The sequence below is a fragment of the Limnobacter alexandrii genome, assembly GCF_005871185.1.
Lineage (GTDB): Bacteria > Pseudomonadota > Gammaproteobacteria > Burkholderiales > Burkholderiaceae_B > Limnobacter > Limnobacter alexandrii.
In genome coordinates, this window is record NZ_SWKN01000001.1 from 1 (window position 1) to 20,140 (window position 20,140).

The 20,140-nt window shown below is 46.5% G+C and carries 21 protein-coding genes; 16 read left to right on the top strand and 5 right to left on the bottom strand.

Going from position 1 to position 20,140, the window contains the following annotated elements:
* The first annotated feature begins 192 nt into the window (after positions 1-192).
* The 6 genes from FCS97_RS00005 to FCS97_RS00030 all read left to right on the top strand — a co-directional run bounded on the left by FCS97_RS00005 (position 193) and on the right by FCS97_RS00030 (position 7,149).
* Positions 193-2,271 carry a hypothetical protein gene (locus FCS97_RS00005; RefSeq protein ID WP_138515456.1) on the top strand — a complete coding sequence of 693 codons (2,079 nt, stop codon included), beginning with the start codon at positions 193-195 and terminating at the stop codon, positions 2,269-2,271.
* Positions 2,272-2,279: 8 nt separating this feature from the next.
* A complete protein-coding gene (locus tag FCS97_RS00010; protein WP_138515458.1) occupies positions 2,280-3,263 on the top strand; it encodes an ATP-binding protein in 984 nt (327 codons plus the stop codon).
* Positions 3,242-4,732 carry a hypothetical protein gene (locus FCS97_RS00015; RefSeq protein WP_138515460.1) on the top strand — a complete coding sequence of 497 codons (1,491 nt, stop codon included), beginning with the start codon at positions 3,242-3,244 and terminating at the stop codon, positions 4,730-4,732. The genes FCS97_RS00010 and FCS97_RS00015 overlap by 22 nt, the downstream gene beginning before the upstream one ends.
* A 67-nt stretch (positions 4,733-4,799) precedes the next feature.
* Positions 4,800-5,267, top strand: coding sequence for a MerR family transcriptional regulator (locus tag FCS97_RS00020; protein ID WP_105029085.1), 468 nt, complete (start codon positions 4,800-4,802; stop codon positions 5,265-5,267).
* 216 nt (positions 5,268-5,483) lie between these two features.
* Complete coding sequence (locus FCS97_RS00025) at positions 5,484-6,218, top strand: AraC family transcriptional regulator (RefSeq protein WP_138515462.1); 735 nt, start codon at positions 5,484-5,486, stop codon at positions 6,216-6,218.
* A gap of 73 nt (positions 6,219-6,291) precedes the next feature.
* Positions 6,292-7,149 carry a sterol desaturase family protein gene (locus FCS97_RS00030; protein WP_138515464.1) on the top strand — a complete coding sequence of 286 codons (858 nt, stop codon included), beginning with the start codon at positions 6,292-6,294 and terminating at the stop codon, positions 7,147-7,149.
* A gap of 92 nt (positions 7,150-7,241) precedes the next feature.
* On the opposite strand, the gene FCS97_RS16635 is transcribed toward FCS97_RS00030, so the two are convergent.
* Both FCS97_RS16635 and FCS97_RS00040 read right to left on the bottom strand, forming a co-directional pair.
* Positions 7,242-7,451 (bottom strand): GDCCVxC domain-containing (seleno)protein, encoded by a 210-nt coding sequence (locus tag FCS97_RS16635; protein WP_105029082.1) that lies wholly within the window; start codon positions 7,449-7,451, stop codon positions 7,242-7,244.
* Between the two features lie 18 nt (positions 7,452-7,469).
* Positions 7,470-7,784 (bottom strand): mercuric transporter MerT family protein, encoded by a 315-nt coding sequence (locus tag FCS97_RS00040; RefSeq protein WP_138515466.1) that lies wholly within the window; start codon positions 7,782-7,784, stop codon positions 7,470-7,472.
* A gap of 69 nt (positions 7,785-7,853) precedes the next feature.
* On the opposite strand from FCS97_RS00040, the gene merR reads away from it, so the two are divergent.
* Positions 7,854-8,261 (top strand): mercury resistance transcriptional regulator MerR, encoded by a 408-nt coding sequence (gene merR, locus FCS97_RS00045; protein ID WP_138515468.1) that lies wholly within the window; start codon positions 7,854-7,856, stop codon positions 8,259-8,261.
* 293 nt (positions 8,262-8,554) lie between these two features.
* Here merR and FCS97_RS00050 read toward each other — a convergent pair whose 3' ends face one another.
* Complete coding sequence (locus FCS97_RS00050) at positions 8,555-8,947, bottom strand: MerR family transcriptional regulator (protein ID WP_008249297.1); 393 nt, start codon at positions 8,945-8,947, stop codon at positions 8,555-8,557.
* A 45-nt stretch (positions 8,948-8,992) separates the two neighbouring features.
* Here FCS97_RS00050 and FCS97_RS00055 point away from each other — a divergent pair, with 45 nt between their 5' ends.
* The 7 genes from FCS97_RS00055 (at position 8,993) to FCS97_RS00085 (ending at position 16,600) form a co-directional block, all read left to right on the top strand.
* The gene (locus tag FCS97_RS00055) at positions 8,993-9,649 is read left to right on the top strand and encodes a cation efflux transmembrane domain-containing protein (RefSeq protein WP_008249295.1); all 657 of its coding nucleotides are present in this window, start codon (positions 8,993-8,995) and stop codon (positions 9,647-9,649) included.
* A 40-nt stretch (positions 9,650-9,689) separates the two neighbouring features.
* Positions 9,690-10,028 carry a hypothetical protein gene (locus FCS97_RS00060; protein ID WP_008249293.1) on the top strand — a complete coding sequence of 113 codons (339 nt, stop codon included), beginning with the start codon at positions 9,690-9,692 and terminating at the stop codon, positions 10,026-10,028.
* Between the two features lie 85 nt (positions 10,029-10,113).
* A complete protein-coding gene (locus FCS97_RS00065; protein WP_083797114.1) occupies positions 10,114-11,361 on the top strand; it encodes a TolC family protein in 1,248 nt (415 codons plus the stop codon).
* Positions 11,358-11,936, top strand: coding sequence for a hypothetical protein (locus FCS97_RS00070; protein ID WP_008249288.1), 579 nt, complete (start codon positions 11,358-11,360; stop codon positions 11,934-11,936). The genes FCS97_RS00065 and FCS97_RS00070 overlap by 4 nt, the downstream gene beginning before the upstream one ends.
* Before the next feature lie 2 nt (positions 11,937-11,938).
* Positions 11,939-13,051: an efflux RND transporter periplasmic adaptor subunit gene (locus tag FCS97_RS00075; protein ID WP_138515471.1), complete on the top strand. Its 1,113-nt coding sequence runs from the start codon at positions 11,939-11,941 to the stop codon at positions 13,049-13,051.
* 12 nt (positions 13,052-13,063) lie between these two features.
* Positions 13,064-16,183 (top strand): efflux RND transporter permease subunit, encoded by a 3,120-nt coding sequence (locus FCS97_RS00080; RefSeq protein WP_138515473.1) that lies wholly within the window; start codon positions 13,064-13,066, stop codon positions 16,181-16,183.
* A gap of 24 nt (positions 16,184-16,207) precedes the next feature.
* Positions 16,208-16,600 (top strand): hypothetical protein, encoded by a 393-nt coding sequence (locus tag FCS97_RS00085; RefSeq protein ID WP_138515475.1) that lies wholly within the window; start codon positions 16,208-16,210, stop codon positions 16,598-16,600.
* A 106-nt stretch (positions 16,601-16,706) separates the two neighbouring features.
* Here the strand turns inward: FCS97_RS00085 and FCS97_RS00090 are convergent, their stop codons facing one another.
* A complete protein-coding gene (locus tag FCS97_RS00090; RefSeq protein WP_138515477.1) occupies positions 16,707-17,630 on the bottom strand; it encodes a bile acid:sodium symporter family protein in 924 nt (307 codons plus the stop codon).
* Between the two features lie 130 nt (positions 17,631-17,760).
* Positions 17,761-18,183, bottom strand: coding sequence for a MerR family transcriptional regulator (locus tag FCS97_RS00095; protein ID WP_138515479.1), 423 nt, complete (start codon positions 18,181-18,183; stop codon positions 17,761-17,763).
* Positions 18,184-18,253: 70 nt separating this feature from the next.
* Between FCS97_RS00095 and FCS97_RS00100 the strand changes: the two genes are divergently transcribed.
* Both FCS97_RS00100 and lspA read left to right on the top strand, forming a co-directional pair.
* The gene (locus FCS97_RS00100; RefSeq protein WP_246065655.1) at positions 18,254-19,306 is read left to right on the top strand and encodes a cation transporter; all 1,053 of its coding nucleotides are present in this window, start codon (positions 18,254-18,256) and stop codon (positions 19,304-19,306) included.
* Positions 19,303-19,800, top strand: coding sequence for a signal peptidase II (gene lspA, locus FCS97_RS00105; RefSeq protein WP_138515481.1), 498 nt, complete (start codon positions 19,303-19,305; stop codon positions 19,798-19,800). The genes FCS97_RS00100 and lspA overlap by 4 nt, the downstream gene beginning before the upstream one ends.
* Positions 19,801-20,140: the final 340 nt, after the last annotated feature.

Here is a 20,140-nt window from a genome sequence, read left to right on the forward strand (position 1 = left end):
CGCCTGTTCTATTAGAATTGTAAAGAAGATTGTTTCCTCAAGTTGCTGATAATAAACAATTTATTTAAACTCAATTCACAAGTAAGCTAACTTTCAGTGAGAGTACAATTGTAAAGTAGACAGACTGTAGATTAAAAAGGTAAAGTAAATAGAAATTACTCTGTCCAAGTCTATATTATGGCCTCAGAATCGATGCGTCACATCAAAGGTTTAAGTGACACCATCTGGGCTGACTTTACAATTTGGCCAGGCTTTGATGAAGCTTCACTAGCTCCAGATAAGCTAGCCAAATTCCTCAATAGAAAAGAGGCAATCAAGGCCTATTTAAGCGGCAGTAAAGTTGCTACGATTCGAAAAGAATATGGTATCTCAGAGCCTCAAATCTATCGCTTAATCACTGAACGGTGTATTTGCAATCACCCTGACGGCCAAATTTACGGCTGGCGAGCACTGATCCCACGAACCAGAATAGTTCAATTCAAAAGACGTTCACCCATCGTTATTAATCAGTGGGGACACGGTGCTGTTGGCGCTTTTCAAACGCTACTAGACACCTATCCGGACGTCAGAGAGGCTTTACACAAAAAAATTCTTAAAGTCCCCAATACTCGAAAAAAGCTTGGAATGTTGTCAACTTCGAAACGATCGATTTGGCTCTGGTTTCTCCAAAGTCTTAGAGAGAAAGGTCTTGAAATCAAAGGGGAGTGGCCTTTTAATACTAAAACGAATGGATATCACACAATTATTAAATACATTGATAAGGTGCTCCACGAAAACCCTGGCAAAGCAATCCTGATACACGGTGGAAATGAACTTCAGAGAAAAATGCAAGCGGGAGATGGTGTTGATCGACCAGTTCACCGCCCGTTTCAACGTGTAGAAATGGACGCCCACAAAATTGATGGGCGCTTCACCGTTGCAATTCCTTTACTGGAGGGTGGCTACCAGAACGTCCTGATCCACAGGATATGGGTGATTGTGATCATTGAGGTGGTGACTCGATTGGTGCTCGGATATCACATGAGTCTTCGAAAAGAGATTTCTAAAGAAGACGTGCTTCGGGTGATCAAGAAGTCCCTTTCGCCCTGGGCGAAGAAAAAACTGCACCATACCGATAAAGACTTTTATATCGATGGTGCAGGGTTTCCCTGTGTTTTAGGGGAGCAATTTACGGGCATATGCTGGGACGAAACCTCAATTGATGGTGCACTGGCCGAAAAAGCAAAGGTGGTTACAGAAGTACTAAAAAATTCGGTTGGGTCGATTCTTCTTACTCCCGAGAATTCGTATGCGATAAGACGAACAAAAGACGACCGACCTTTCATCGAAAGCTTTTTTAACAAACTCGGAATATTAGGATTTCAGAAAATCTCCAACACCACGGGCAATTACCCTGGAGCAACGAAAGGCAGAGACCCAATCGGAGTCGCGGTAGCCTCAGAGTTCCAATACGAGTATGCAGAAGAACTCCTCGACATCATCATTGCTAATTACAACGCGAGAATCCACTCAAGACTTAGTGGTCGATCACCTCTTCAGTACCTCCAATATCTGGTTCTTAGCAAGACCTTCCAACCCAGAGTGATTGATCCGCAACACCTTAACACTTTCTTCAGTTACAGAAAGCTGTGCATGGTCAAAGGTGGTCTAGACGCTGGAAAGAGGCCATACGTTAATTTTGAGAATGGTGTCTACACAAGTCCCATCTTGGGTCAAAGACACGATTTGGCGGGGAAAAAGATCTGGATTACAGCGGATTCTGATTCAGACTCCAGGGTCATCAAAGCGTCTTCACTGACTGGTGAACACATCGACAATTTACGCGTATCACCTCCATGGAATCGCGTTCCTCATAACTTCGAGACACGGAGATTAATTTGTGGATTAATTCGTCAAGGCAAATTCTCTTTGCAGAACCAGCAGGATGCGGTGGAATCTTACATAGCCGAGATTGAATCGTCTGGGGGTAAGTTTCCTCCCCATCCAGCCTATCTAACAGCTCGAAATTTTCTGGTTCAATCCAACGACACAATTCATCAGACCACTGACAACGAGCCCACAAAGTCTGATATAGCTTCAAATGAAACCAATAAGAGCACGGAAAAGCGGATTACCTACAACACTGAAGATAAAGTCAAGTCTCGCTCTACAACCAAAAACAATACTGACAGCAAGAATAAGCGGAAAACTACCCCACGCACCTTCGAAGCAGCAGCGCATACCCAAAACTCTGCATCACTTCCACCACGACGAAAAGCTGAAAATAAATAGAGACGACGATGACTGAGATTTCACGTGATCATCCGGTTTGCACACAAGAATATGCGATTTATACCCCTCCTATTCATGAAATGTGCGAAACAATCACCAGATGGATTGAGCAACGTCAGACTGGTGGCTACATTTATGGACCTTCTCGATTCGGAAAATCGAAAGGCATAAAATCCTTCTTGGCTAAGATACTCAATGAAAAGTTCGATACTGAATTCCCTTTGATGATTTGGTCACATCCAACCAATAGCAAATCCGAGAGAGAATTTTGGAATCTTCTTCTAATGGCCTCAAGATTTGAGTTCAAAAATCCAATCAAACCAAAAGCAAAAATGGAGGCAAAATTCCTATTCAAACAACATCTTATTACACTAGCCAACAGAGTCAAATACAACTACATCGTAATACTGATTGATGAGGCTCAATTGGTTTTACTAAATGAATGGCATTGGCTATTGAGCTTACAAAATGAGCTCGATCTAGAAGGGTATAGGTTAAGTATCATTTCAGTAGGCTCACATCAAATTTCATTCCAACCCAATTTTTTTGCAAGAACGGGTGATGCACATATCGTAACAAGATTTCTAATGCACCATGCTCGATTTCACGGAATTAGATCATTAATTGAACTGGAATACATTCTAGAAGGATACGATGAGGATTCCGAGTGGCCAGAAAATAGCGGTGTAAGTTATACAAAGTATTTTTTATCAAACGCTTTTGATGATGGCTTTCGTTTAACAAGCTTGGCATTCTTAATTTGGAATGAACTGATTGAAAAGTACAATTTAGCATTCAAATCGTTTAAACCAAAATCGGATCAGATTGAAATTCCCATGAATCAAATCGCAAATTTAATTGAGAGAATATTAAAAGATATGGGCAATAAGTCATTTGATCATCTGGAGTCGAACCTGAATTCACAATATATTTCAAATATACTTGTTCAACAAAACCTTACGTCACAGATATGGACAACTTCCACAGATTGATTGAGTTGAATTCTGAAAAAGAACATCAAAATAAGTATCAATTATTCAACTGGAGATCCGAGCTGTACGATGCCAATGACAATACATATTTTTTGCTAGCGAAATTTGCATTACTCAATAAGTTAAAAATTGAACAAGTCAATGAATTTTTTAATCAATACTTTTCCATTGATATTTTTAACCTAAATTTATCTGAGCATCGTTCTTTAAAGTATCTTTTCTCAATCTTTAGTAACCAGGCTTACATACAAAATAATTTAATTACAAAAAGTTCTGGCGATTTAAATATTCTTGGAATTCCTTTAATACAAGACTACTACGTGAATACACGTCATCAAGAAAAAATTATTCGTTATTGTCCAGAATGCATTAAAAGTTACAAACTGCCAGAACATGCGTCATTGAAGTACTTAGATCGATGCCTATTTCACAACGTAAAGTTTGAAATTTTCTCTTGTAATCATCGAGTCATTCGGTTAAAAGAAAGAAGTGTCAAATGCCACATAAACTTTATTCGCATTTTTTGCCCAGATTTCCCTACACCACCAACGAAAAAGCATAATGTACCAAGTCAGTTCTCCACTGTCCTTAACGACCTAGACAAATGGAATTTTTCTTTGAAAGAAATTTGCGATAAAAAATTAGGCAAACATCTTCATACATTCAAAAATATGGATTGTGCTATTCCCGAACAATGCGCACATTTCGTTTTAGTAAAAGAATTATCACTCCCAGAGTCTCTTCGTGAGTTTACGATTCCAACTAACGCGATCAGAAAAATAAATTCACTCTCAATTTCTAACAATTCTGGTTTTTCATTTTTTGAAAACTTCACTTATTTCCAGTTTGTTGCTCTTCCTGTGGTTTATTCATCTTTCTGTTACCTTCATCGAAAAAAAGAAGCGTCATTTATTCAATCTTTACTTAGTTTCTTCGACGAATTAAAATTAGCCTTAATAAATAAAACTGAAAAATTCTGGTATTTACATGAAAATGATGGAATATGGACATCTTCTGATAGCAAGGGCCTATATTGTGGCGTGCTGATTCATGATCTATTAATAGATTGGCTTACTGAGTTGTGGCTTCCTCCTCTTTACACCAGCATTCGTAGCAGGCGCTTGCAATATTTTAATAATTTTCATTTAATGAATGAGGATTTGGTAAAATCCGCCTCATTCATTCCAGTAAAAAGTAATATTTCTGAAAATAAAATCGATACTCTTTTTAGTTTTAACAGGGTAAAATTTCAAGAATTTGCTATACCCAACTTTTCTTCAGAACAGATGCTTGCCTTAGATTCTATGTGCGATGAACTTGTAAAGTCTTACATTCATGACGCTAGGGTGTGGCTTAATAGAATTGAATGTGGAGAAAAACCGGATCACTTTCCACCAAGAAGTCGGGCGTTGCTATCACTTCAAAAAGTTCAGAATCAATACCGTTTGTTTAATATCCAAATCGATTGAAATGTGACATTCATCTAGTGCATCATTCACTTAGTTGATTGACTGTCGAATCTCGAGGTTCTAGTATATGAAAATTAGCGAAGTAGCTAAGCAACTCGGTTTGAGTCCTAAAACTATTAGATTCTACGAGGACCAGGGCTTGATTGCACCGAAAAGGGCTACTTCTGAGTCTTGGTTTACCTCCGGTAAAAACCGCGTTTTCGGGCAAGAGGACTTGTCCAGACTTGATTTTGTCAAAAAGGCACGCGAACTTGACTTCTCGATCAAAGAAATTCAGTCAGTGCTGGATTATTACGATCAGGGACCAGCCTGCGGTTGTGGCTCCAGAGCGAAAGTAGACGAATTAATCGCGTTAAAATTAGTTGAAGTCCAACAAGTGAAGATTCACCTTGAGGCGCTAGAACAAAAGTTGACGGACATTCAGGCGAATAATGCTGCAATCGCGCATGAACTTGCACAAAACCCGAATGAACCAGAAGGTGAGTTTCTAATTGCTGACTACATTATTCCCATCAGAAACGATGCCAAAAAATAGCGCTTGACCTTCCAGTGGATGGAAGGTCCACGATCTGTATGGGAGTGTTCCCTTGTCTTGTTAAAGGAGATTTTGTGATGAAAGTTAAAATGTTCGCAGCCGCGGTTGGTGTGTTTGGTCTTGTAGGGGTAGCCTTGGCAGCATGCCCACTTTGCGCGTAAAGCGTTAGTTAGACCGGGCCGCATCGGCCCGGTTGTCTTTTGGGTAAAGTTTCACGTGAGTGAAAAAACGAACTGGATGGGTGACTTGTCGATTGCAGATGGCATCGGTGTATTCCGAGGCAGTGTCGGAGACAACACAATGCATCGGCACTGGGCAGCCCAAATCACCATCGCATTAGAGGGTACTTTTTATCTGGAGATACCAGGTTTAGACTGTTTACCTGTTCAAGCTGCGTATTTCAGACCCAACGTCGAACATCGCCTTGTGACCGGAAAGGTTTGCTCGTTTTACTTTGACCCAGCATCTCGATTGTTCGACCATTTGGTTGACCCAAGCTCAGGTCTAAATGACAGTTGGGGGGCTTTAGAGCTCACAAGTTGCCTTAAGACGTTGGTCAATGCAAAAAACCCTCTAGAAGCGATACTGACTGTCTTGCGTCCAAGTCGAACAATGGATTCAAGAATATATTCTGTACTTTCCCGCATACACTCTGCTTTGAATGAGGAAGATTACACAAACCGCTTCTCTTTGGCAGAGATCGCGGGTATGTCGCCTTCCAGATTCTCACATTGGTTCGTGGAACAACTCGGAATTCCGGTTAGGAGTTACAAAAAATGGCTAAAACTCCGTTTGGCGATTAACGCGATGCTAGCGGGAGAGTCTCCAATCGACGCAGCCCTCGCTGGAGGATTTAGTGATCAGGCTCACATGAGCCGGGCGTTTGCACATGCGTTTGGCATTACCTACATGAGCGCCCAAACGGCAATAACAAGCCATAAAAATCGGTAGCTCTTTCATTCAATACAAAGGGAACAGATTCGTTGAGTATTGGCGTTCATCAACAAATCTTGGGGAATCCGTCATGAATGATTTAGTTCGCTTGGGCTCATATCCGATTATTTTCGGTATCACCGCCTTTGCTCAGCTCTTATTAATTGAAGCAGGTATTTCTCATTGGCCGTATGCCATCTTGGTTGCTGGTGCAGGCATTAGCGCAGTGGCCATCTTGGAAAGGGTCTTGCCGTACGAACCATCTTGGAACCTAGACCATGAAGATACCCTTCCTGATATTCTTCACGCAACATTTAGCTTGGGGTTTATTTTTGCAAGCGTTGAAATAGCAGAGATTATTCGTGTACTTGTTCCTTTCTCAAAAGTTTGGCCAAACACTTTGCCACTATGGGCTCAGGTATTCGTAGCCGGTCTCATCATTGATTTTGGACTGTGGTTGATGCATTGGTTGAGCCACAAAAATGATTATTTGTGGAAACTCCATGCACTGCATCACAGCGCCGAACGCCTGTACTGGCTTAATGGTGAGCGCCGCCACCCTCTGAGCGCTTTGCTTTTGGCTGGCCCGGGAACACTCTTAGCAATTTTTTTAGGAGCTCCTGCGGAGGTGGTTGGATGTTGGTACACGATAATTGCAGTCCATTTGGCGTTCCAACACTCAAACTTAGACTACACAGTTGGCCCATTAAGAAATATTCTCGGTGTAGCCGAAATCCACCGCTGGCATCACAAGAAAGAGTACGAGGATTCTCAAGTCAACTTTGGCGAGTTTTGGATGATTTGGGATCAACTTTTCAGAACTTTTCACCACACAGTCAACGGAGTAAAAAAAGGGGAGGTTGGCATGCGTGAAAAAATGCCAACCACATACTTGAAACAAATTGCTTGGCCTTTTCGGAGAACAACAAGTGTTAAAAAACATGGGTAACTTCATTCTAAATTAAGGAATAAAAATGGCTCAGGTTTATCGACATCATTTCGCGCATTCTCAGTTTTGTCCTGTCACCAGGGATTCGTGGTCTAGTAACACGAATTGCCTTTCTGAATAGGCGGGCATTTCATCGACCCATACGAACAAAATACACAGCAATCGCCCAGCTTGGGCTTGAGTAGCGTGCTGCAGTGCCCACACTGGAAAAAAAACTGGCACGCGTTTGTGGGCATAATACACGGCGTGCTTACGCCACAGCTTGGGCAGGTCAAAATCGATTCAAGTACAACGTCAGTCATGGCACCTTCCCCTTATTTTTACATGAACCATGGCACGGCCAGCATGAGCAGTGAAAGCACTGCGATGCCCCAGAAAACCATTTTCTGGCCACGGCTGCAGCTTTCGCAATCCGCTTTGCGCCAGAACATTTTGTAATAAGCCAGCGCCAGCAAACCGAGCGTGATGGCGATAAAAACGGGTCGATAGGGTTCCAGGGCGGTGACCATGCCCAGCAACGAACTGCCCCCCACGCCTGCAGCCAGCAGCAAAAGCGGGCCAAGGCAACAAATGGAAGCCCCGAATGCCGCCAGTGCGCTTGCGATCAGGGTGCCGGTATTTTGAAGTGGTTTCATGTTGATTACTCTGAATGCAGTGTGAAAATGGTATTGTGAAAGCCGTACCCAAGTACGGAGTCAATAGGCATGATTAAGAAACACATATTGAGCATTGGCGGGTTGGCCCAGGCAGCAGGCGTGAATGTTGAAACGGTTCGCTACTACCAACGCGTGGGCATGTTGGCACAGCCTGCCAAGCCCCTGCACGGTATTCGTAAATATGGTGTCGGCGACGTTAAGCGGATCAGCTTTATCAAACGCGCCCAGTTATTGGGTTTTACTTTGGCAGAGGTGTCTGAACTGCTGGTTTTGAGCAACGCTAGTTCCTGCCGCGAAACCCAAGATCTGGCCGAAAGCAAGCTGAAATCTGTTAGCGAGAGAATCCGCGACCTGACTAAAATGCAAGATACATTGTTGCAGCTTGTGGCTCGGTGCAATGCAGCAGACGACTCGACCAGTTGCCCCATTATTGACGCATTGGTGGGTGAAGATTAATTCCATCATTCAGGCCTAAAGGGTTACCTATACTGCGTCGATTTGTGTAAAGTTTGCCGCGAATTTATAGACCTACTGGATTAGGTGACAATGACGAAGCCATCAGCCAACGCAAGCTAGATTGATGCTAATGACCATCTTGAATGGTAAGACAAGGTTGATATTAAATTTGTTTCCAGCTTTGTACGCAGAGACAGACAGTGGTCGATTTTTGTTCTCACGTGGCGTTGAGCCTAGTAAAAAGCGACTAGTGCGTTTATCTGCACTTCTTTAATTGAACGTTCGATACCTAACTAAATTATTAACGATGTTTTTATGATTTCGCATTGGGCTATTGTGTTGTGACCCAAGCATTTGGCACGCAAACGTTGCAATTCGCTCCGAAGTGCTTGAAGTCTGCTGATCCTTTTGTCGATCTCAATCAATTTGTCGTCAATAGCCTCGTTAATTGGCTCGCATGACTCACGGGGTGAATGTTTGAGTTTCAGTAAAGAGCGTATTTCATCCAATGAAATGTCGATACCGCGACAAAACACCACAAATGCTAGATCTTCGAGATGATGCTCGCCGTAAACCCGGTAGTTGGAGGCGGTTCGGTCTGGTGCACAAAGCAGGCCTTCCTTCTCGTAATAGCGTATTGCCTCCACCGTTATTCCCAACTTCTCGCTTAATTCACCGATTTTCATCAATTCCTCCTCGAGCTTGACTCTAAAGCTACTTTAGGGTTTTTAATGAACATATTGCAATTTCACGAGGAGATCAAGATGCCTGGTTGTTCAACATGTCACGACCATCAGCCTGCCCAAACAGTTTCACCAACCTACAAAAAAGTGTTGTGGGTTGCTCTGATTGTCAATTTGGGCATGTTCATCGTTGAGGTGGCTTCAGGATTGAAAGCGGGTTCGGTCTCCCTGTTGGCCGATTCGCTTGATTTTTTTGGTGATGCCGCGAATTACGCCGTTTCCCTTTTTGTGTTGGGCATGGCACTTTCGATTCGTGCCAAGGCGGCCCTTGTTAAAGGTGCCACACTCGGAATTTTCGGGGTAGGCGTTTTGGCTTTCACTGCTTATCGCCTTTGGACTGGGCAAGTTCCTGAACCTTTGACGATGGGAGTGATAGCGGTGTTGGCGCTTGTTGCCAATGTGGCTGTAGCTTTGATGCTTTACAAATGGCGTGAAGGTGACTCAAACATGCAATCGGTGTGGCTTTGTAGCCGCAATGACGCGATTGGAAATGTGGCTGTGGTCGCCGCTGCTGGCTTGGTTGCCTGGACCGGCAGTGCATGGCCTGATTTGGTGGTTGCTGTGTTAATGGCTACTCTGGGTATTACCGCGGCTAGAACCATCATCGCGCAAGCATGGCGCGAATTGAACCAAACCAGTGTGTGATACTCTTACGCTCATGAAAAAATTTTTCCTTGTCCTTCTCATGTTGGTATTACCGCTTCAAGCAGCGCTTGCAGCGGTGGAAACCTATAACGGACACGGCGCAGAGCATGAATCTGCGATTGAGGCAGTGCTTCATACCCACGATGGGCATGATCACCACGCTGCACATGACTCTCATCAGTATCAACAGCAGGACAACAAGCAGCAAGACCAAACCTGCGATGGTGATCACCACCATTGCCACGCCCACAGTGTGAGCGTACTGCCCAGTTTGTTGACTTTTGCCACACTTCCCAATGCCTTGGACCAAGAACCTGAAGAGTTCAACGGCTTTCAATCCTTCTCGTCAAACCGCATAGAACGCCCGAAGTGGGTCTGAACAAAACCTGAATTAGCCACCCTTTGATGCCTGCTTGTGCAGACCGAAAAGGGCAGTTCATCTGTTTTGTTTGGAGAAATTACCCATGTATTCACCACATCGCGTGGTGTCCACTTGCTTGGTCATATTGCTGTTTAACGCATCTATACCTGCGTTTGCACAACAATCCATGCCAGTGGAAACCGAATTAACTGTTCAAGACGCCTTTGAATCAGCATTGAGCATCGATCCAGAAGTGCAGTCGGCACTGAAGCGCATTGAAGCATTCAAAGCGAGAAGGAGTGCGGCCAGCGCCTTGACTGCCCAACCACTTTCTCTGGAAGGATCGTATCGATCTGACCGGAACTACAACAACCAAGGCTTGCGAGAAATCGAGCTAGGTGTGTCCGCACCCATCTGGAATTGGAACGAGAGGGCGCGTACCCAATCATTGCGAGACACAGAAATTGAGTTGGTCCAGCTGCAGCTTGAACAAAAGAAACTGGAGCTTGCAGGCCTCGTTCGGCAAACAGTTTGGAATACCTTGGGGGCGAATCTTGATGTTGAGATTGCCCAAGCGCGACTGAAAACAGCCAAAGAATTGATGGTCGATGTTGAAAAGCGGGTTAAGGCCGGTGACTTGGCCCAAACCGATTTTTATCAAGCATCCGCATTGTATGAGCAATCCCGTGCTGAACTTCTTCGCGCTCAAGGCATTCTGGGTGACGTCAGTGCTGATTATTCAGCCACCATCGGTTTGCCTGTTTCAATACTTTCACGGATTCAAACCGAGAGCACCGACATTCCCAATGGTTTGAAACCGCTTGATCACCCCGCTATCAAGTTGGCACAGCTTAAGGTGATGGCCCAGCAACAACAAAGCGATTTGGTGCAAACCCAAGCGCGGGCGAATCCTGAGGTGGGTTTGGCCATCATCAGCGATCGTGGTGCATTCACCTCGGCGAGCGAAAAGTCGTTGGTGATTTCAACGCGAATTCCTTTGGGCAACTCGTCGGAATATCAAAGCCGGGTATTGCAGGCAGAAAGTGAAAGCATTGCTGCTCAAGCCGCATTAACAAAAACCCAGCGACAGATAGTTGTTCTTGGTCGCGTTGCTGAAAGTAATTTGGATATGTTTGCTCAACTCAGGGCCTCTGCTCAAGAGCAGGCCAAGTTGGCGGCGAAAACCTTTGAACTCTACAAAAAGTCATTTGATCTAGGTGAAACCGATTTGCCCACCTTGCTTCTTGCCGAACAGAAGGCCTTTGAGGCCGATAAGCTGGCCCGGAAATCTGCCATCGAATATGCCGCAAAAGTTTCTGCCTACAAACAGGCCTTGGGGCTTCTACCATGAACAATATTGAGATCAACGTCATGCAAAAAATCAAATTTTTAACCTATATGTTGTCAGCCGCAGTGCTAGCCAGCTCGATTCTCTTCTCTGCGATAGCGTACGCAGGTCCGGGTCACGACCACGGTGATGAAGCACCTGTTGCTGCTGGTGAAGCGTCGCCTCGCGTGGTCATGGAATCAGAATTGTTCGAGGCGGTCGGCATTTTGAAAGGTCGCATGCTTGAAATTTACATCGACCATGCAGCCACCAATGCACCGGTGCAAAACGCCAAGTTGGAACTGGAACTGAACGGTCAACAGGTGCCCGTTGAATTGCACAGTGAAGGCGAGTTTGATGCGCAGTTACCCGAGGGAATCGAGGAAGGGACTGTGGCTGTGAGCATGACTGTGTCTGCAGGCGAGGATATCGATCTTTTGGCTGGGGATCTGATTGTTGGTCACCACGACGATCTCGATAGTGTTGAAGAAGTGCAGTCACGTCTCTCGATAATAGTCTTGTACGGGATTGGTGGATTGTTGATTCTCGCCTTGTTCGTGGTCGGATATCTTCGTCTTAAATCAAAGGGAGAGAAATAATCATGTTGAAAAAACAGTTTGTTCTCTCTGTATTGGCATTCAGCTTGTCAGCGCCGCTTTCTGTGTACGCGGGCCCTGGGCACGATCACGGCGACGAAGCACCCGTAGCAAGCACTGGGGACGGTCCTAAGCGACTCGCTACAGGCGAGGTGTTCCTGCCAAAACCTGCTCAGCGGCAGTTGGACTTGCGAACACAAGTCGTTCAAGTAAAACCTCAGGCCAAAGTAATTGAAATGAACGGTCAAGTTGCACTGGATCCCCAATCGGGCGGTGTAGTACAAACCAGCCTAGGGGGCTTTTTTGTGCCTTCGAGTACGGGTGTTCCGCAACTGGGAGAGCCAGTAAAAAAAGGGCAAGTTTTGGGATTCATCCAGACCCCCCAAGCCCCCTTGGAAAAGTCAGCTCAAATGGCTCAATTGTCGCAGTTGAAATCTGAACTGGCGTTGGCCAAACAACGCTTGGAAAGGTTGACCCTACTGGCCGACACCGTACCCAAGAAAGAAATTCAGGCCACCCAAGCGCAGGTACAAAGCCTTGGTGAGCAAGTGTCTGCGTTATCTGGCGGTATTGGCTCGCGCGAAGAGCTTCGTTCTTTGTCAAACGGCGTTGTGGCTTCGACGGCAGCAATTGCTGGCAAGGTGTTTTCTGAAGGTGACGTGCTGTTTGAAATCGTGAACCCCAAAGTGGTTCGTATTGAAGCCACTTGGTTTGAGCCTAACGCGGTTCCCCAGTTTTCCTCCGCTCAGATTCCTGCAGGTGAGAAAACTTTAAAACTAAATTACGTAGGTGCAGCCAGCAGCGTTAAAAATCAGTCGCTTTCTTTGGTGTTTGAAGCCCGCAACGTCGAAGGCTTGCGCTTTCCGACTGGGCAGCTTTTGAAGGTGTATGGAGAACTGCTAGATCAAATAGACGGTATTGCCATACCCAGTGCTGCGGTGGTTAAAAATGCCTCTAACCAAACCATAGTCTGGATCAAAAAAGAGCCTGAATTATTCGAGCCCAAGGTCGTGTTGACTGAGCCGCTGAACGGCGTCGAAGTGTTGGTACGAAGTGGCCTGACCGGTGATGAACGCGTGGTTGTTCAGGGCTCGACCTTGATCAACCAGGTTCGATAAGGGAGCGTCGCTATGTTTCAAATGCTATTGGATGGCAGCCTGAAAAACCGGCTGCTGGTACTGCTCGGCGCGCTCATTTTGACCGTGTATGGGGCCTATACGCTGACCCAAACACCGGTTGATGTATTTCCTGATTTGAATAAACCAACGGTGACCGTCATTACCGAAGCCGGTGGTATGGCCTCGGAGGAAGTCGAACAGTTAATTACGTTTCCTTTGGAAACAGCTTTGAACGGCCTTCCGGGTGTAGAGGTCATTCGCTCGGTATCCAGTGCCGGACTCTCGTTCATTTACGTGACTTTTAATTGGGATACTGAGATTTATCGGGCACGTCAAATGGTGTCTGAGCGGCTTTCCAGCCTGGAAGAATCCATTCCCTCTGGCGTGGCGCCGGTGATGGGGCCGGTTAGTTCGATCATGGGCGAAATCATGCAAATCGCCATACCGATTGATTCGAGCAAGACTACACCCATGCAAGTGCGCGAGTATGCCGATTGGGTGCTTCGACCCCGATTGTTATCGATTCAAGGCGTGGCCCAGGTGATTCCGATTGGTGGCGAAGTCCGCCAGTTTCAGGTTCAACCAGATTTACAGCGGATGGTTAATTTGGGCATTACGATTGAGGACTTGCAGCAGGCCTTAAGCGGTTTTGCATCCAATACATCGGGTGGATTTTTGGCACTCAATGGGCGTGAGTACCTGATTCGTAATCTTGGAAGAACATCGTCTTTGGAAGACCTCAGCAAGGTGGCTGTGGGTTCAAAAGACGGTGTGCCAGTGCTGCTCAAGCAAGTTGCCAGGGTTGATTTTGCGGCTGCTGTTAAACGGGGTGATGCCGGGTTTGAAGGCAAACCCGCTGTTATTTTGGGTGTACAGAAGCAGCCAAGCGCCGACACCATTGCCTTAACCAAGAGAATTGAAGAAGCCTTGGTTTCCATGGGCAGCAGCTTGCCAGAAGGGATGGAAACACCGCGTGTGACTTTCAGGCAGGCCAGTTTCATCGAAGCCTCAATTTCCACCTTGCAAGGAAAGCTGATTGGCGCTTCGATATTTGTGGCTGCAGTGCTATTTTTCTTTTTAGGTACGATTCGCCCGACCATGATCGCACTGGTTGCAATCCCCGTGTCTATTTTCATCACCGCCTTGGTGTTTGAGTATTTCGGACTGTCAATCAACACCATGACGCTGGGCGGGTTGGCCATTGCCATTGGTGGTTTGGTCGATGATGCCGTGGTAGACGTAGAAAATATTCTTCGCCGCCTGAAGGAGCAAAGGGCCAAACACCCTGGTGTTGCTTTCGACCTGGTGGGCCTTGTGCGCAAAGCATCTCTGGAAGTACGAACCGGCATTGTGTACGCCACCGTCATTATTGTGCTGGTGTTCATTCCACTGTTCGCATTGCCCGGTATTGAAGGCAAGTTGTTTGTTCCGCTGGGTATCGCATTTATCGTGTCTACCCTTGCATCGCTGGTAGTTTCGGTCACAGTGACACCCGTGTTGTCGTATTACCTGTTGCCTGGCATCAAGGATCTTGACCACGGCGATACTCGCGTGTTGGCTTGGTTGAAATCCAAATATCACCGCAGCCTGTCTCGGGTACTTAATAACCCCAAAGCGGCGATTTGGGCTGGTGTGATTGCAGTAATCCTTGCAGGCGCATCTGTACCCTTTTTTGCAAAAACATTCCTTCCGCCCTTCAACGAGGGCACCTTGCTGATCGGCATGAGGCTGAATCCTGGTGTCACCTTGGAAGAGTCCTCGAAATTGGCCTCTCAAGCGGAAGTGTTGCTCAAAGACATTCCAGAAATTACGCATATTGGGCGGCGCAGTGGTCGTGCAGAACTGGATGAACACGCTGAAGGTGTGCATGTGTCCGAACTGGATCTGGGTTTGATTCCTGCCGGTGACATGACACGACCCATGGCGGAGTTACAAGCTGAAATACGCGAACGACTCCAGAACTTGCCGGCGGCTATCGCCGTGGGGCAGCCAATCTCCCATCGAATTGACCACATGCTCTCAGGTGTACGTTCGCAAATCGCGATCAAAGTGTTCGGGGAAGACTTGGATACCTTGCGGGGCACGGCAGAAACTCTGCGCGCAGAGCTATCAACAATTGATGGGCTGGTTGATCTGGAAGTCGAGAAGCAGGTACTCGCACCAGAGATCAAGGTGCGGATCAACTACGATGCCGCATCCCGGTATGGTGTGTCTTCATCGGAAGTTTTGCATTCTCTACAGGCTTTGATTGAGGGCGAGAAAATTACCCAGGTGGTTGAAGGCAATCGTCGTTTTGCCCTGGTTTTGAAACTGGCAGAGAAAGACCGTAGTTTGGAGCAACTTAAGACTCTTCTGATACCAACACCCTTGGGTGCAGTGCCGTTGTCTGTGTTGGCTGACATTGAAGACAGTGACGGGCCCAATCAGATTAGTCGTGATGATGGCAAACGCCGAATTGTGATCTCAGCCAATGCGCAAGGCCGTGCACTTTCCGATGTGGTTGAGGATATTCGCGCCACAGTTGCGAACACTGATTTGCCGGAGGGTTATTTCATCACCTTGGGCGGACAGTTTGAAGCTCAGGAAGAAGCCACGAGATTGGTGGGTTTCTTGTCCATTATTTCCCTGGTCCTCATGTTTGCGGTGCTCTACAGCCGTTATCAGTCGGTGCGCTTGTCGGTCATCATCATGGGCAATATTCCGCTGGCCATGGTGGGTGCGGTTCTTGGCTTGTGGTTATCCGGGCAACCTTTGTCAGTGGCCGCGTTGATTGGTTTCATCACGCTTGCAGGAATCTCGGTCCGCAACGGCATTTTGAAGGTGAGCCACTACATCAACCTGATGCGATTTGAACACGAGAAATTTACCCAGTCCATGATTGTGCGCGGATCGATGGAGCGGTTAAGCCCTGTGTTGATGACGGCACTGGTCACTGCATTTGCTTTGGCACCATTGTTGTTTGAAGCAGAGCGTCCTGGTACTGAAATTTTACACCCGGTTGCAGTTGTAATTTTTGCTGGCCTGATCAGTTCAACCTTGCTGGATACCTTTTTAACGCCAGCATTGTTTTGGGTTTTTGGGCGCAAGGATGCCGAGAGGCTGATGGAACAATCTGACGCGCAAGCATTGTAATTTTTTAAATGGAAGGAGATAAAGATGAAATCAATCAAATTGCTTACAACAACTTTTGGTCTTGTTTTGGCCTTGAGTTCAGGCTTTGCTGTGGCACAGGAAAAAGATGAGCACAAACTTGAGCCCAAACATGGCGGTGTAGTGGTTGAAGCCAACCACATCGAGTATGAATTGGTGGTGAAGCCGGAAAATGTTCAATTGCATGCAGTTGATCACGGCAAGGTGATGGACTTGAGCAAAGCCAAGGCCAAAGTGGTGTTTCTGGTGGCCGGTCAAAAAATGGAAAGAACACTGGCGGGTCAGGGGGCGCTTTTGTCGGGTGAGGGTGTTGACTTGAAGGGCTCTGCCTACACCGCTGTGGCCACTGTGGAATTCGCCAACAAGAAGAAAGCCACAGTTCGATTTAAGCAAAAGTAAAGGGTGAGGCGATGGCAATGATCTGACGATATTTTGTTCAAGCCTTTCCCACCGTCTTTACATTTTTACTCCGAATCTGGGTACCGGCGAGCATCCTCGCCGGTATTTATGAGCGCCGACTAAGAATTTTCGCAGCTATTGGAGAAGTAATCATCTGAATGACTGCAAAAAATGCGGCTGGAATCGCTATTTCCGATGGAAGACCAGATGCCGCCACAAATGCAGCAGCGATGCTGAATTCCTTTTTGCTTACTGTAAAAAGGTATGCGATCACTTCTTGCCGGTCAGAAGTTAGTAATCTTGCTGTCATTCCTACTGCGTAGCCAATGAGATTCAAACATAAGGCTGCCCCAGCGATAACAAAGGCGTACAAGCCATAACCGATGATTTTTTCCGCGTTCGGTCCCACGACAGCCAGAAGAATCAGAAGATAAATGACGGATCCAATCCCTGCGTAAGTTGAATCATAGCTTGAGATGAGTTTCGTGAATCTCGTACGCAAGCTCACACCCAAAACGGTGGGAATAAGGACAATCAATACCAGTTCGACAATAATCGATACAAGAGGAACTTCCAGTTGTATGCCTGTCAGTGATAAAAACAGGAAAGGGACGATGAACGGAGATAACACGGTATTAATGGCGTTAAAAACCGCTGCAAGGGCAACATTGCCCCGCGCCATCAGCACGAGTAAAGGAGATGAAACGTCGGTTGGTAGCGTACCAACCAAAGTTTGACCCGCAGCCAGTGGACCGACTCCAAAGAAAAAGCGACCCGTTAACATTCCAGCAATAGACATGGGTATGTAGACCAATCCCAGCGCCAAAATCTGCCTTGATGGTTTGCGAAGTACTAACCGCACGTCATTCGCATCAAACGTCAGACTAATGACAAACATCAAAAGTGCCAGCATTGGTCCGATTGCGGGCTCCAGAAACTGGCCCGATGCTGGGACCAATAACCCCAGTAATGCAATTCCAATCACAAACCAAACAAGGTTGGATTCAATGATGAAGATCAGTCGGCTCATATTCGCAAATCTAGTTTGAAGGTTTGACGCAAAATGTTTGCAAGTGCGCTGTTGGAGTGGTTTCGCTTTTAATGAACTTGGGCCAAGCGATGGACCGCGTTTGTCCTGTTGTCTCGATTTGAAATACCACCTAACTCCGGGTGCGAAGCGCTACTATCTGACTTTTTGCTGCCAGCTCGCTTAGTACGCCACATTCGGCTGAAACGCCGGGATTTAAGCATCGGTTACGCAGCCAAGTGAGATCCTTTTCCAGCAACTTCAGTTTCTGCATTTGAAGGCGCGCGTCAGCCAAGTGCTTGTCCAAGCAGTCGTTGACTTCATGACATGGCGTGCCAGCATCGTCTTGGATCGCGATGAGTCGGGCGATTTCCTGCAACGTCAACCCCAATGCCCGGCAGTTGCGAATGAAAGCCAGTCGCTCTAGAGCTTCCAAACCATAGACCCTGTAGTTTGATTCGGTTCTTGTTGCATTGCTCAACAGGCCCTTTCGCTCATAAAAGCGGATCGTTACGGGCTGGCAACCAACGGCTTTTGCTAAATCTCCGATCTTCATCCCGCCTCCATTGACTCTACACTAACTATAGGGTTTAGCATCCTTACATCCTGAATTCTTAAGTCGCCACATGACCACTGAAAACAATCATCAAGAGAGCACCTTTTCTATACCGAAGATGGATTGCCCTTCGGAAGAAAATCTGATTCGCATGGCATTAAGTAGTATTGATAATATCGAGTCGCTGCACTTCGATCTGTCCCGACGAGAACTCAAGGCCCGGCATCAGGGAGAAGCTAATCGCTTGCTGGAACGCCTGCAGCCACTTAACCTAGGTGCAATTTTACTGGATACTCAACCGGTAAGCGTAAATGCTGAGGCAGGCTTGCTGGTGAGTGTCTTTTCCGTACCGAAGATGGATTGCGCCTCCGAAGAGAATCTGATTCGAATGGCCGTCCAGAATGTGCCCGGTGTGCAATCGCTGTCGTTCGATTTAAGCAACCGGGTCGTTAAAGCAACCCACAATGGCTCGCCCAATGAGTTGTTGCAAAAGCTCGAATCGCTTAAGCTTGGAGCTATTTTACGAGGGTCTAAGCAGGCAACTTCCTCGCCTGCCTCTACTGCTGCGATTGATGATGCCGCCCAGGCGCGTACTTTGCGCCTTTTGCTCGGTATTAACGCTTTCATGTTTGTGATTGAGTTGACAACGGGCCTAATCGCTCAATCGACTGGCTTGATCGCCGACTCTCTTGACATGTTCGCCGATGCTGCCGTGTATGGTTTGGCACTTTATGCTGTGGGACGTGCGGCAAGTATGAAGTCTCGCGCCGCGCATCTCGCGGGCTGTTTGCAGCTACTCTTGGCCGTCGGAGCCTTGACTGAGGTTGCTCGGCGCTTTGTGTATGGTAGTGAACCAGAGTCCATCCTGATGATCGGAATGGGCGTCATAGCCTTGATTGCTAACGTGAGCTGTTTGCTTCTGATATCAGGCAAACGCGAAGAAGGCGTTCATATGAAAGCGAGTTATATATTTTCCGCGAACGATGTGATTGCTAATCTCGGCGTTATAGCGGCCGGCGCCCTGGTAATGTTTACTGCTTCTCCTTACCCGGACCTTGTTATCGGCACCATCATTGGTGTGATCGTTTTAAATGGTTCGCGTCGCATCCTGCAGCTCAAATGAAGATCCTCCGTCCTTGGTACTGGATTGCCTTTGCAACGCTATTTGCAGTGTTGGATCAGGCATCCAAAGCAATGATTGAAATTTGGTTGCCTTTACACAACTCAATACCAGTTGCTGCGCATTTCAATTTGGTTCATGTGCTCAATCCCGGTGCCGCGTTCAGTTTTTTGGCTGATCAGGCAGGTTGGCAAAGGTTATTTCTTGCCGGCATTGCAGCTTTCGCGTCTGTATTTCTGGTAGTTTTGATCGTTCGAAAACCAAGGTTCATTGAGGCGACTGCCTATTCCCTGATCTTGGGCGGTGCGGTGGGTAATCTCGTCGACAGAATTGTTCGGGGTGCTGTGGTCGACTGGCTCGACTTTTATGTCAATCATTGGCACTGGCCGGCCTTTAATTTGGCCGATGTGTGGCTTGTCATTGGTGCTGGCTTATTGATATTGTCGGGTTTCAAGCAGAGGGCTAGGCAACCCCCTCAAAATGAACAATCCGCCTAAAAAGATTACTAAATGCCCCGTATGGTTTCTCATTGGATCGATAGAACCGGATCTCACCTGACACTGGATCTGTATTCAGATTCTCCAGGATTTGAATTGGCTTATTTTTTGATCTTGACGTCTTCGACATGCGAATCCTCCTGAGCGGTGTGCAATTCATGATTAATGCCAACCGACTCGCAATGTTCAAGAACCAGAACTTCAATGAAATTAGTGACACTTCTTCGAACTCGTTTCGCAGCTTGCTCAGCAGCAGCCTTCACGCGAGGTTCGACACGAAGTGTCATCGATACGGTCTTAAGTTTGAGTTTTCCTTTTGGCATGAACGCATTATACAGTA

What these genes read in the sequence shown, in the direction of transcription:
- FCS97_RS00005 (WP_138515456.1), top strand. Translation starts at nt 193, where the DNA reads ATGCGTCACATCAAAGGTTTAAGTGACACCATCTGGGCTGACTTTACA.
- FCS97_RS00010 (WP_138515458.1), top strand. Translation starts at nt 2,280, where the DNA reads ATGACTGAGATTTCACGTGATCATCCGGTTTGCACACAAGAATATGCG.
- FCS97_RS00015 (WP_138515460.1), top strand. Translation starts at nt 3,242, where the DNA reads ATGGACAACTTCCACAGATTGATTGAGTTGAATTCTGAAAAAGAACAT.
- FCS97_RS00020 (WP_105029085.1), top strand. Translation starts at nt 4,800, where the DNA reads ATGAAAATTAGCGAAGTAGCTAAGCAACTCGGTTTGAGTCCTAAAACT.
- FCS97_RS00030 (WP_138515464.1), top strand. Translation starts at nt 6,292, where the DNA reads ATGAATGATTTAGTTCGCTTGGGCTCATATCCGATTATTTTCGGTATC.
- FCS97_RS16635 (WP_105029082.1), bottom strand. Translation starts at nt 7,451, where the DNA reads ATGACTGACGTTGTACTTGAATCGATTTTGACCTGCCCAAGCTGTGGC.
- FCS97_RS00040 (WP_138515466.1), bottom strand. Translation starts at nt 7,784, where the DNA reads ATGAAACCACTTCAAAATACCGGCACCCTGATCGCAAGCGCACTGGCG.
- merR (WP_138515468.1), top strand. Translation starts at nt 7,854, where the DNA reads ATGATTAAGAAACACATATTGAGCATTGGCGGGTTGGCCCAGGCAGCA.
- FCS97_RS00050 (WP_008249297.1), bottom strand. Translation starts at nt 8,947, where the DNA reads ATGAAAATCGGTGAATTAAGCGAGAAGTTGGGAATAACGGTGGAGGCA.
- FCS97_RS00055 (WP_008249295.1), top strand. Translation starts at nt 8,993, where the DNA reads ATGAACATATTGCAATTTCACGAGGAGATCAAGATGCCTGGTTGTTCA.
- FCS97_RS00060 (WP_008249293.1), top strand. Translation starts at nt 9,690, where the DNA reads ATGTTGGTATTACCGCTTCAAGCAGCGCTTGCAGCGGTGGAAACCTAT.
- FCS97_RS00065 (WP_083797114.1), top strand. Translation starts at nt 10,114, where the DNA reads ATGTATTCACCACATCGCGTGGTGTCCACTTGCTTGGTCATATTGCTG.
- FCS97_RS00070 (WP_008249288.1), top strand. Translation starts at nt 11,358, where the DNA reads ATGAACAATATTGAGATCAACGTCATGCAAAAAATCAAATTTTTAACC.
- FCS97_RS00075 (WP_138515471.1), top strand. Translation starts at nt 11,939, where the DNA reads ATGTTGAAAAAACAGTTTGTTCTCTCTGTATTGGCATTCAGCTTGTCA.
- FCS97_RS00080 (WP_138515473.1), top strand. Translation starts at nt 13,064, where the DNA reads ATGTTTCAAATGCTATTGGATGGCAGCCTGAAAAACCGGCTGCTGGTA.
- FCS97_RS00085 (WP_138515475.1), top strand. Translation starts at nt 16,208, where the DNA reads ATGAAATCAATCAAATTGCTTACAACAACTTTTGGTCTTGTTTTGGCC.
- FCS97_RS00090 (WP_138515477.1), bottom strand. Translation starts at nt 17,630, where the DNA reads ATGAGCCGACTGATCTTCATCATTGAATCCAACCTTGTTTGGTTTGTG.
- FCS97_RS00095 (WP_138515479.1), bottom strand. Translation starts at nt 18,183, where the DNA reads ATGAAGATCGGAGATTTAGCAAAAGCCGTTGGTTGCCAGCCCGTAACG.
- FCS97_RS00100 (WP_246065655.1), top strand. Translation starts at nt 18,254, where the DNA reads ATGACCACTGAAAACAATCATCAAGAGAGCACCTTTTCTATACCGAAG.
- lspA (WP_138515481.1), top strand. Translation starts at nt 19,303, where the DNA reads ATGAAGATCCTCCGTCCTTGGTACTGGATTGCCTTTGCAACGCTATTT.